Annotated in this window: 9 protein-coding genes and 1 pseudogene; 1 reads left to right on the plus strand and 9 read right to left on the minus strand. The window is 47.0% G+C overall.

Translation table 11 applies throughout. From position 1 onward, the window contains the following. Nucleotides 1-928: 928 nt before the first annotated feature. Complete coding sequence (locus AC0YOA_RS12795) at nt 929-2005, plus strand: lactonase family protein (RefSeq protein WP_475786892.1); 1077 nt, start codon at nt 929-931, stop codon at nt 2003-2005. Nucleotides 2006-2403: 398 nt separating this feature from the next. Here the strand turns inward: AC0YOA_RS12795 and AC0YOA_RS12800 are convergent, their stop codons facing one another. The 9 genes and pseudogenes from AC0YOA_RS12800 to AC0YOA_RS12840 form a co-directional block, all read right to left on the minus strand. After that, on the minus strand, nt 2404-3447 hold the full coding sequence (locus tag AC0YOA_RS12800) for a Gfo/Idh/MocA family protein (protein ID WP_475786893.1): 1044 nt from the start codon (nt 3445-3447) through the stop codon (nt 2404-2406). Further along, a complete protein-coding gene (locus AC0YOA_RS12805) occupies nt 3444-4481 on the minus strand; it encodes a zinc-dependent alcohol dehydrogenase family protein (RefSeq protein ID WP_475786894.1) in 1038 nt (345 codons plus the stop codon). The genes AC0YOA_RS12800 and AC0YOA_RS12805 overlap by 4 nt, the downstream gene beginning before the upstream one ends. Nucleotides 4482-4595: 114 nt before the next feature. Beyond that, entirely contained in the window at nt 4596-5615 is a 1020-nt protein-coding gene (locus tag AC0YOA_RS12810) for a LacI family DNA-binding transcriptional regulator (RefSeq protein ID WP_475786895.1), read from the minus strand. Nucleotides 5616-5710: 95 nt separating this feature from the next. Further along, nucleotides 5711-6511: a Cof-type HAD-IIB family hydrolase gene (locus AC0YOA_RS12815; RefSeq protein ID WP_475786896.1), complete on the minus strand. Its 801-nt coding sequence runs from the start codon at nt 6509-6511 to the stop codon at nt 5711-5713. Between the two features lie 4 nt (nt 6512-6515). Continuing rightward, a complete protein-coding gene (locus tag AC0YOA_RS12820; protein ID WP_475786897.1) occupies nt 6516-7346 on the minus strand; it encodes a carbohydrate ABC transporter permease in 831 nt (276 codons plus the stop codon). Further along, nucleotides 7343-8284 (minus strand): carbohydrate ABC transporter permease, encoded by a 942-nt coding sequence (locus tag AC0YOA_RS12825; protein ID WP_475786898.1) that lies wholly within the window; start codon nt 8282-8284, stop codon nt 7343-7345. Before AC0YOA_RS12825 ends, AC0YOA_RS12820 begins: the two co-directional genes overlap by 4 nt. A 68-nt stretch (nt 8285-8352) precedes the next feature. Then, nucleotides 8353-9744, minus strand: a complete 1392-nt coding sequence (locus AC0YOA_RS12830; protein ID WP_475786899.1) for an ABC transporter substrate-binding protein — start codon at nt 9742-9744, stop codon at nt 8353-8355. Between the two features lie 93 nt (nt 9745-9837). Beyond that, nucleotides 9838-11850, minus strand: coding sequence for a glycoside hydrolase family 127 protein (locus AC0YOA_RS12835; RefSeq protein ID WP_475786900.1), 2013 nt, complete (start codon nt 11848-11850; stop codon nt 9838-9840). Between the two features lie 302 nt (nt 11851-12152). Continuing rightward, nucleotides 12153-12275 (minus strand): annotated as a pseudogene (locus AC0YOA_RS12840) (transcriptional regulator); the annotation flags it as partial. Nucleotides 12276-12346: the final 71 nt, after the last annotated feature.

The raw sequence follows: 12346 nt of genomic DNA on the forward strand, positions 1-12346 counted from the left end.
GAAGAACCAAGGTATTTGTCGATGCGGGGACCTAACGAAGCCTATGTTAATTAAGACATCACAACGTCCTCCTTTATTGAATAATCCCGCTTGGGCATTGCCATTTGGCTTTGCTGCTGGGATGCTTAGTAGCGCCTTTAATTTTAATGGGGTACCTATCGTCGTCTACGGTACCATAAAGTCGTTGGAGCCCAGATCGCTTCCGAGGAACCTTACAAGCTCATTTCCTTATTTCTGGTATATTTGTGGTTGCCGGTCAAGCACTAGGTGGGTTATGGACAAAAGATTTGTTTACCCTTTTCGGATTATCTCTGCCAGCAATTGTTATCGCAACGCTACTGGGAACTTTTTTACATCGACGTATTCCTAGCCACAATTTCGAGAGGTTCGTGTTTATTTTCAATATTTAGACCTCGTTTTATAGACTTAGTTATCTTTTTTCTTTGCATGTGAATTACTACTGATATGCGGCAAGCTGATCGCCCCCCTTCTTAACACGTGTTATAAAGCAATTTCTCAATCATGATGCAAGAAGCCATCGATCTCCCATCATTTAAAGGAACTTGAAATTGCTGGGCTTATTCAAAATATTCGTGAGGGTAAATATATGAGTTTGGTCTTTCTACCGGATGTAATGAATGCTTATTTAAATAAATTATCGGAAATATACAACAAATAAAAATTTGGTTTATTTACCATAATCTAAGATTTGATACACAAAATACACCGCCTCTGAAGGCAATTTTTTTTATTCTTACGTGATTTGCTCTTCATTGTAATCGCTTGGTCTGTATCTTATCTGTTAGAGCTTGGTTTTAGGTCTCAAAGATTATTCCGAAGAATAATATAGAACATATCATTGTTGAACCAATTGTTCGTAACTTGACCCATTATAATTCGGTTATTATATGCAGGAGGGAATCACAAAATGCCCAGTATGGTATACATGATGACCAATACGAACGATATGAATCAGGTCGTGGCATTTTACCGGGACATGAATGGATTGCTCACCTTTATGGCTTCCTATCCGACCTACGGAAAAGGTACGGGGACAAAGGAAGTCTCAACCGCAACGCCGAACGATGGAATCGATCCTCTTCATTCTCAAGGCTCTTTAACTTTGTCCCGTGATGGTCGTTTCCTTTTTGCGGTTAATGCAGGTAGTCATAGTATCAGCAGCTTTATGGTAACTAAAAATGGGCATCTTATCTTCTCGGACATAAAACCATCAGGAGGTGCCCAACCCAATAGTATCGGTGTCTTCGGAAACCTTCTCTATGTCTCCAATGTAGGAGATGCCGCCAATCAATCGAATATTTCGGGTTTTTACGTAGATGATAACGGGCGTCTTATTCCTATTCCAGGATCTATTCGCTCTCTAAGCACCATTAATGCTCAACCCGCACAAGTCCTGTTCACTCCTGACGGAAGCAAAATAGTTATACCTGAACTTACCACAAACCGTCTCAGCGTCTTTAACGTTAATCAAAATGGCACGGTAACAGGACCAATGATTAATGAATCCAATGGTAACATGCCGTTTGGCTCTTATTTCCTTTCCTCCGGGCTGCTTTTAGTTACGGAAGTAGGTTCTAATGCGCTTTCTTCCTATTCCTTAAGCGATAACGGCATACTTCAAGTGATAAGTGGCTCTGTACCGACGGGACAAAAGGCCACTTGTTGGGTGGCGGCATCGAAAAATGAACGTTTTGCATATGCGACCAACACCTTAAACGGTACAATAACCATCTTTCTAATTAGCAGCAGCGGTGCCTTAACGGTAGCCGGGCATGTTACCAGTACGCCGGCAGGAATACCAACCGGTTTTCCTATGAATATTGAAGTCAGTCAAGATGGACGATATCTCTATACGCTTAACGGAAATCAGGGTACAGTATCGGTATTTCAAATCAATGACGAGGGCAGTCGTTTAGTTAGATTACAGGTTGTTGCTTCAAGTTATTCCCCTTATTTTGGATCACAAGGTTTGGCGGTACTTTGATCTATATGCTGTAATCTAATCTGTTATCCTCCTCATTGTTCGTAAAACCGAGATTTTGCGAAGAAGCAAAAAAGGAGCTGCCGCGGCAGCTCCTTCGTCAAATGCCTTGATTAACCTCTTGTAGTATCTATAATAAAAAGGATTAAAATATGTACAATTGTAATAAGGGATACAATCTGTAGTGCCTGTTTGAAATTAACACCTACAAAATAATAACTCATAAGCAAAGTTAAGCATGCAAATAATTTATATGCAAATTAAAGGAAAAAGTTGGCCGGACATCTGGACATAATATGTTAATAAATCGAATAAAGAAGATCGCCCTCCATCTTGCCCAGAAGGCCAAGTAGAAGGCGATTGCTGATATAGATATGCGGCTTCTTAAGCTTCTCGATGCCTTACATATACGTCTGAATATTAACCCGTCTACCGCTTTCGAAAGATTGAACAGCCGCTTCCGCAATTAATAACGCCCGGTAGCCCGCTTTAGCGTCTACAGGCGGCCGCTGCTTCTCCCTGAGGCTATGAAGCAAGGCATCTACGTGTTTATCGAAGGTCCGGTGGAATTCGCGATCCACATCGTTGAAATATCCCGCTTCCCAGCTTTCCCCGATTTCATTGCCAACCGAGTGAAAAGTGTAACGCTTCACCGTATCATGGATGACGGAACGTCCTTTCGTACCGTCTAATTCAACACGATGCGTGTCTGGATAGGCATAAGAGGAATCATAAGTGCCGATCAAGCTGCCCACTGCGCCGCTTGCGAACCGTAATGCAATCGACAGCGTTCGGTACCCTTTGCCTGTTTTATCTGTCATCTCCGCCATAACCGACTCAATCGGACCGCATAGGTGCTCCAGCATATCGAATCCGTGGCACTGTGTCTCGATAAGATTCGCATGCGGGTGGTCGCTTGAGCCTTCTCCGCCAAATCTCCAGGAAGCGAAGGTCAGATCGCCTAACCGGCCAGTGCGAATCGCTTCATGGGCGAGCTGTACAGGCTTCGAGAAGCGATGATTAAAATTAATGGCAAAGAAGACATTGCGTTTCGCTGCTTCGTTCAGAAGCACATCAGCTTCTCTCAAGTCAAAGACGAGCGGTTTTTCGACGAATAAGGGAACCCCCGCCTGTATGACTTGAAGGGTTGCTTCAAAATGCCCTTGATTCGGCAGACACATACTGACCAGATCCGGCGATGCTTTCGTTAACATCTCTTCAATACTATTGTACGCCTTCGCCCCATATTCCCGAGCCTTCATCTGGGTCTTATCCGGGTCTCTTCCCACAATTGCGCAGAAATCAACGTCCGGTCTCGTGGCGAAAATGCGCGCATGCTGCAACCCCCAGCTCCCCGCACTATTGAAGCCTGCCGACAATCCGAGGCGACTCGCCGTGCCGCCTGCTCCGACGAGCGCGACCTTTACTTTGCTTGGCTCATTCATTGCTCGATAACCACCTTACCCGTATCGCCTTTGAAAAACAACTCATACGCTTCTTGAATTTTGTCCGCGCCGAGGCGATGCGTAATAATCTGACTCAGATACGGCAGATTTCGTTGAATCAGGCTGTGATTTTCCTCTAATTCGCTATATTTAAAATATTCGCTGCCGAGCACGGCCCGTTCCGTCGCAATGAGGTCACTCGATACCTGCAGGTTCAGTTCCTGCCCATGCCCGACGCAGACAAGCACACCCCGCTGATTTAATGCGTCCAATGCCGTCTGACGTCCCGCCGTCTTGCCGCTCGTATCGATTGCAAGATCAGCGCCGCTAAGACCGGCCTGATGGATTGCATCCTTCACTGTTCCGCTAGCGAGTTGGATGGGAATCGCGCCCATCTTCTCGGCGAGGTCCAGGCGGTACTGCACAAAATCCATAATAAAGACCGGTGTCTCTGCGCCAAGCAGCAGCTTGGCCATAGCCAGAACGCCTAACCCGATTGGCCCCGCTCCTGCTACCAGGACCGAACCGATCTCCGGCTGAACAAGCTGAGCGCGTTTGATCGCATGTCCGCCCGTTCCCATAATATCGAGGAGCATGGTCGCTTCCGTAAGCGGAATGGACGGATCGATCGCAAAAAACACGTTTTCGTTGATAAGCATATACGGCCCGTAGCCGCCATCATGCGTGAACCCGTAATCCGCCCGCTTGCCGAGGCATTGATTCGTGAAGTCCAGCTTGCAGCTGCTGCATTCACCGCAATAGTCCATTAAGAATACGACGCCCGGCGTACCTACCGCCGCCATCGTATCCGGCCCTGCCGCCGCAACGATCCCGGCTGCTTCGTGCCCCGGTGTCGCCTGCGAGCCTTCAAAAAACTGACTCCGGTCGGAACCGCACAGCGCATTCGCCTTTACCTCTAATAATAATTGACCCGGTCCGGGCGCAGGCACTTGTTTTTCCCCGTACTCTATCTTCCCCTGTCCTACGAAAAGCGGCGATGTCATCGATTGCGGCACATATTTTACTGCTGTCATTCGTTTGCTTCCTCCTTCTTTCCTCTTCGATAACATTAATGATAACATTATCGTTAATGTTAAATTAACATCACCCTTAGTTAGCTGTCAATCGATTTTTTGAAAGAAAGGTCTCTAGGAGTTGCGCTGCGTGCTTTCCCTTAGTATTAGCCTGGTTTCGACGGTTTCATGGTAATGGTTCTGGATCTTGGGTTTATTAATCTTATTCAACAAAATATCCAAGGCTCGGCGCGACATTTTACTCTTGGAATTGCTGATCGAGGACAATGAGAAAGGAAGAAAGTTCCTTGATTGAATGTTGTCGAAGCCGATTACGGCAAAATCTTCAGGCACGCGGAATCCCATTTTTCGAATCATATAGATGGCTTCCCAAGCGAAGACGTCATTGAACGCAAAAATAGCGGTAAAGTCGGCTCCAACGGTTACAAGCTCCTTCACCGTTTTTCTCGCATCTCCCGTCAAAACCCCGTTCTCTGTAATAAGCTTGCTGTCTATTGGCATTCCGTATTCCTTCAGAGCCTGTTTGTATCCTTCTAACCGTTCCCTGGCGCTTGAGATGCGGGATGGCCCGTTCAGCAGCAGAATTTTTTGGTGTCCGTTCTCTAGAAGATGGCGAGTCGCCAGATAACCGCCGTTAAAATCATCGCAAATTACATAATCGAAATCCTTCTCATCCGCGAAATGCCGACCCAGCAATACAAAGGGAACGCCGTTTTTTTGAATGAAACGAATATTATCAGGGCTGTGTTGAGCCGGACATATAATAATGCCATCCACATTTTTGCTAATCGCGGTATAAACGGCCCGCTCTTCCAATTCATTATCTTCTTCCGTATTCAGGACGATAATTGTATAGTTATGCTTCCTTGCGGCCTTCTCGATATCTTTGACCATGATCGCAAAGTGGGGGTTAGCAACGTCGCCGACGATGACAGCGATTGTTCGCGTAAGACCCGACCGAAGGGAACCGGCCAGGGAATTACGGACATACCCCATTTCCTTCGCAACGCCTTGGATCATTTTGCGCGTCGCTTCGGCAATGTCCTCTTTATCTTTTAAAGCTCTCGAGATCGTATTCATAGACAAACCGGTGGCTTGAGCAATGTCTTTTAGCGTTATTTTCTTTCCATCCATTTCTTCTCTTCTCCTTGACAAAGATCGATGCCATACGCTGACATTATCGTTAATGCAGGAAGCATAACATGTTACTCCATTTCCGTCAATCATGGTCAATTGCCGGAAACATCACCATCCGCTGTTGCTTTCAATGCTTCAGCGACGCAGCTTGCCAAATGAGCGGCTGCCCGCCTTACCGCTTCGTCGGCGCCCGCCATTGCCCAGCTGTGAGGCGTTTCTCGAAACATGGCGAGATCATTGTACGAGTCCCCGATGCAAGCCACCTCATGCGCTTCGATATTCAGGTGTCTCATTAACGAAAGCAGGGCATTTCCCTTATCTACCCCTGCCGGCATAATATCGATCCCGTCCGGATCTGAGAAAGACGCGGTAACGTTCTCCCCGAAGGCGTTCGCGAGATCATCAAGCAAACGCCCGAGAACTCGGACTTCTCCGTAAATCGATAACTTCGTCACCCGAAAATCCCGGCTTCTGACCGATTCGATTAAATCCCGTTTCTCCATAAGAGGATTCAGGAAGCGTTTGCCTACTCGCTGCACGGATGCATTCCATTCGACGACGTAATTCCCATATGTAGCACAAACGACGGGGACCAATCCGGGAGCATTAACAAATTCAAACAAAGCCGCCGCCAGCTCGCTATCAAAGTGGTAAGCATTTAACAACTCCCCCGTATCATCGTATACGGATGCGCCGTTCTGACAAATCGCATAGCAAGGCAGCAAAAGCTGCTCCATCACTAATTTTATTTCGCTGTACATTCTCCCGGAGGCCAGGCAAATGGTCATTCCCTTCTTTGCTGCCTCCCGCAAGGCTTTGATGTCCCGCTCATGGATCTCTTTGCGTCTGTTCATCAGCGTTCCGTCGATATCGCTCGCAAATAATTTTATCATATCCCTACCCTTTCACCCCGGACATCACAATGCCCTCAACGAAATATTTCTGCCCGAGAAAGAAGACAAGAACGGCCGGTAGAACGACCATTGTTGTGGCTGCCATCATTAAATGCCACTGCGCGTTGTACATGCCTTTGAACAACTGCAAGCCTAAAGCAAGCGTGAATTTCGCCTCGTCATTTAAATAGATAAGCGGTCCGAGGAAATCGTTCCAGCCGTTTAGAAAGGCAAAGAGGCCAACAACGATCAAAGCCGGCTTCGCGAGCGGGAACATGATTTGGGTAAATATCCGAAAGTATCCGGCCCCGTCGACCAGCGCCGCTTCATCCAGATCCTTCGGTATGGTAAGTAAAAATTGCCGGATCAAAAATACATTAAACGCTCCTCCCCCGAACCAGGCCGGTACGGTCAGCGGAATAATCGTATTGATTGCACCAAGCGCCGACCATCCCAGAAATACCGGTATCAGCGTTACGGCTCCTGGCAGCATCATGCTTGTCAAAACCATCATAAATACGATATTTCTTCCTGGCCATCGCAAGCGGGCAAACGCATAGGCGCATATTGAGCTTGTCAAAACAACGCCGCTAACCTCCAAGACAACGATGAGGAGCGTGTTCGAAAAATATTGCCCGAACGGCAAGATCGTCAACGCTTCCGAATAATTGCTGAACTGAAAGGGCGATGGTATCCAGGTCGGCGGGGTTTCATAAATTTGAGACATCTGCATCAGAGAGCTTCTGATCAGCCAAAAGAAGGGGAAGATGCAAACGCATGAAAGCAAAAATAAAACCGCATACAACCCAAAATTAGTTTTTTTCGAGCGGATCATCGTTTCCCCTCCTCATTTTCGTTAAACACCCATAGATTCGAAGTTTTAAACACCAGCAGCGTTAAGGCTAAAATAATGACAAACAATACCCATGCAATGGCTGAAGCGCTTCCCATTCGAAAATTGTCAAACGCTTCCCTATATAAATAGAAGGAATAAAAGAGCGTGGCATTATTGGGCCCACCTTGCGTCATAATATAGGCCTGGCCAAAGATCTGAAAGCCTCCTATCAAACCCATGACCGTATTAAAGAAAATGGTAGGCGTCATCAGCGGAATCGTGACGTACAGCAGCCTATGCCAGGCCTTCCCTCCATCAACCTCTACCGCTTCATATAAATGCCGGGGAACCCCCTGCAGCCCGGCTAAGAATATAACCGTTATGCCGCCGATTGTCCATAAGCTCATGAATACAAGAGAGGGAACCGCCATTCGTTCCGAATAGATCCATTGCGATGTCGGGAGCCCCAAAAGCTCTAATAGTTGATTAAATAAGCCGATATCGGGATTGAACAGCCATAAAAACAGCACGGAGGAAGCAACGACCGGTACGATCGTCGGAAGATAAAAAATCGTTCTGAAAATCGATCTTCCCTTTACGTTTTGATTCAATAACAATGCCAGAAAAAATGAGCAAACGATTTGCAGCGGAACGCTAAGAAGCACATAATAAGCGGTAACCCCCAAAGACTTATAAAAAAAGGGATCCGTGCCGTCGAACAAATGCTGATAGTTGCTCAGTCCGACAAAATTCATTTTGCTGATCACGTTATAATCGGTAAAGCTGAAGACAAAGCTTGCGATCATCGGGCCCAGCACAAAAATAAGAAAGCCCAGAATGACAGGTGATGCGAATAGATATCCGTACAAAGCCTCTTTCTTTCTTCTCTTCTTGAACGACGATACCGGATTTGCAATCCAGGCTGCAACTTCGGTCAAAGACGCCACCTACTTTCTTCGTCTCGTTGGAGCGGCCAATCGTCACGACTAACCGCTCCCAAATCTACCTACTTGGCATAAACGCCTTTCAGTACGGCCTCGACCTTTGGCTTTACATCGCTCAGCGCTTCCTGAGCCGACTGCTTTCCTTGCCATATCAGATCAAATGCAGGTTGCAATACCGAATTTATTTCCGGAACATTTCTTACGAAATACACCGTATTTTGAAACCCGTTCTTAAATCCATTATCCAAAATCGCGTCCACATATCCTTCAGGGTGAGCCGGATTTCCATGCGCCCATTTCGCGATCAATTCCGGGTCTTCATACCACTTTTTGAGAACGGGCATCCATAATCCGCTTGCCTGAAGCTCCAGCGTATTCTCGGGGTTCATCATCCATTTCAGCAGAAGCCAGGCCTCTTGAGGATGCTTCGTGTCTTTAAAGATGACGATCGGTTCGCCCAGGTTCATCGTTTTCATTTGCTTCATGACCGGGAGCACCCCGATTCCGAAATCCAGCCCTGACACGCCTAAATCAACCAAAGTCCACTGTCCATCCATCGATATTGCGAATTTTTTGCTCTGAAGCCCTACTGCCCCGCCAGGGAAGGAAGAGGATTGGGTCGGCGTCGGCGCCACATGGTATTTGTAAATCAAGTCCTGCCAGAGCTGAATGCCCTCGATAGCCTCCGGTTCTGAGAGCATGAGCTTCGTGCCGTCTTCGTTCACGAACTTCCCGCCATTACTCGCAACGGCATTCATATAAGCCCAAGTCGGCAAGCTTACCCCAAATTGTTTAATCTTTTGCGGATTGAATGCCGGGTCAAGCGCATTTCGTCCATTGCTGTCGATCGTCAGTCTTTGTGCAACATCAACAAACTCTTCCCAAGTTAGCGCGTCCTCCGCTTTAGTCGGGAGCGGATCTACGCCAAGCTCTTCGAACATCGTCTTGTTATAAAAGAGTCCGAACACCTCGAGCGCTCCATTTATGCCAGCTAGCTTGCCTTCATCCCACCAGTACTGGGTGTTTTCCAAAACATCCGATAACTGAATTTCCGAATCGGTGTCAAAAAAATCCTTAATATTATACAATCTGCCTTCCTCTGCCCATTTCATCGTATCCTCACCGTACAAGAGTCCAATGTCGGGCGTCTCGCCGCTTGCGGCCATCGTTTGGAGTTTAGTCGTGTATTCCTCGGGGATATGCTGCGCTTTGACCGTAATCCATGGGTATTTCTTCATAAATCCTTTAATGGCTGCCTCCTGGACCTTCTTCTCATTCGGGCTTCCCCAGAAAGTGTACTTCATGGTTACACGCTCTTGCTTACCGCTGCCGGCTTGATTCGTAGATTGTTCAGCTGCAGCACCTGACTGGCCGCTGTTCGTTTCGTTACTGCTGCAAGCAGCAAGAACTAGAATAATGACCGTCCAAATAAAATAGGGTTTTATCATCTTCATCTCAATTAACCCCTTTCTTTTTTACATTAACGTTAATGTAAAAGCGATTATGAAAAGTGCTTCTATGAAAGAAAGCACTTTATCTAAGCGGGTTCACACATTTTCATCTTGCCAGCCGTTCGAACTTGCAGTAATCGTCCGATATAGCCGGTTTTCCCATCCGTCCATCCCATTTTGCTTCTCATATTGCAGCCATATGTTCATCGCCCCGCGCGATCGATTATTCCAATAAGGATATGGAATCGCGGTAAGGTCATTATTCTCCGCATCTTTCGTGTGAACGATAACGGCGCCGTCAAAGAAGTCCTTCACGTACTCCACCTCAAAAATGGGCCTATGCGGAAGTTGGCGTTTCAAGCCCATTCCTTTGTCCAACGATTCACGCGTATACTGAGCCATGCCGCGTTTTATCACATACCTTTCATTGTCCATCGATTCAAGACAATAGAGCATCGGACCACGCCTGATTGCCGCCTTATTCGCATGCGTCGTCACATAAGGATGGGCTTCAATCAGAACGACGGGCATATCCAGCTCGAGACGGATGACATCCTTGAGTCCCCACTCCCTGTCGATCACGGCATATCCGTTCTTGACGCTATATGCTGCCGGCTCGTTGTTAATGCGAATGGAGTAGTTCTCGCACCACCCCGGAATTCTCAGACGAACTTGAAAATGAACCTCTCGCTCAGGCAATACCGTGATGTCAACCGAACCGTCCCAAGGATAAGCGGTGTGCTGGGTCAGCTTGATGTCCATATTCCGGATCTTCATTTCGGCTTCGCCTTCCACATAAAGGTTTACGAATGCCCCATCCTCATCGTATGCGTATATAAATGACGGCAATTCAGGCAGCATCTTAACGATCATCGGCGGACAGCAAGGGCAGTTGTGCCATTCCCATCTGTTATGTCCGCCATTGCTGACAAGCGGGTTTTCATAGAAGTATTTATGGCCATTCATGGAACGGCCGGCCAGCAAAATATTATAAAGAACCGTTTCCAGCGTATCGATATACTGGCATTCGCCCGTCGCCAAAAACAGATTCCAGCTAAAATACCCCATCCCCACGCCAGCGCAAGTTTCCAAATAACCATCGTCGGGAAGCTCGTAGTTATGTCCGAATTTTTCTTCATTATGCACGGCGCCTACCCCACCGCTGATATGAGATTTTTGGAGTGCGATATTGTTCCAAAGCTTCTTGGCTGTTTCTAAATAATTCGGCTCCCCCGTTGATAAATGGAGAGCAGTCAGACCTGTGTACAGAAGCGTTGCTCGAACGGCATGGCCGGCTGCCTCGTCCTGTTCCAATACCGGCTTGTGATCCTGTGCGTACTCTCCCCAGGAAGGTCGATCTTCGCAGTTGCCCCGGTTTCCTATCCAAAACGTTACCAGATCCAAATAGTTGGATGCCTCGAAGGGAGCGTTCAATGCCTTGGCGAGTACCGGCTCGTCGACGGCTAACTGGTAGAGCTTTAAGAGAGCCTCTTCCGGAAGCGAATGCGCGGGTACGATATTTCGTTTCGGCGGTGGACCCATAAGATCGCTCATATGGTTCGCGAACTTCACGCCAACTTCAAGCAGCTTCGTTTTCCCGGTCGCTTTGTAATGATGGACGGCTGCTTCTACCAAACAACCGGCATTATAGACATCGTGCTGCCAACGCAAATTGCCTCCGTTGTCGCCCCATCGCTGGTTCGGACGATCAAGAAGCGTATACGTGTTAATATAGCCATCTCCTACTTTCCTTTGCGCCCGGGCTATCTTTTCGATGATCCCATCGACTCTTTTGTCCAAAGCTTCATCGTAATGTACGGCCAAAATATCCGATATGCCTCTTATCGTCTCGTAGATAAGTCCATCAAACCACGGTTCACCTGAGTGATAGCCGTTATTCCCCTCGCTCACATAATCGAAATTTCTCATCGCTCCGTCGCTTTCGAACTTGTTTAACACATCGTGAACGGTTACTTCCCGAATGACATTCAATTTAGGCGCCCAAAATGTATCGTTGATTCGCACAGCGCTGACAGGGAGATTTTTTACTCGTTGATACTGAAAAGTAGTCGGCAGCTTTTTAGCCCTTGTTGTTTGAAAATTTGACAATGCATACACCCCTTTTGAACTTATTAGAAAGAAAACGCTTACCAATAATGAATGATTATAAAAACCGATCCTCCTTTCCGTATGGTCGACGTAATATTAATGATAACATTAACGTTAATGTAAAAATACCATTGGACTTGCTATTGTGTCAACCGTTAGTTTGGAAAGATTGTAACGAGCCTGCTCGCCAGATCGGGAAACGGACTGACAACAGCCATCAGTCATCTTCTAGGATGTAAATGGGTATGTGTCCGCCAAGTACCACACCAGTTGTACACCCGGGGGCAGCATTGCCTTGTTCTGTTGTACGCAAATATTATGGAAATACCTACTTTTCGGTCAAGTACCATTCCGGCCTCTTTAAGGATTGTCAAATGTTTGGATACCGCTGTGCCGCCCATTTGATACTGTGCTGTTAATTCATTAGCAGTCCATATATGACAACATTTTATGCCATTTGGCTCTTTGTCTAAATGTTAAAAAGCCTCGGCGCGAT

The sequence above is a fragment of the Paenibacillus sp. JT22N12 genome (assembly GCF_056269365.1).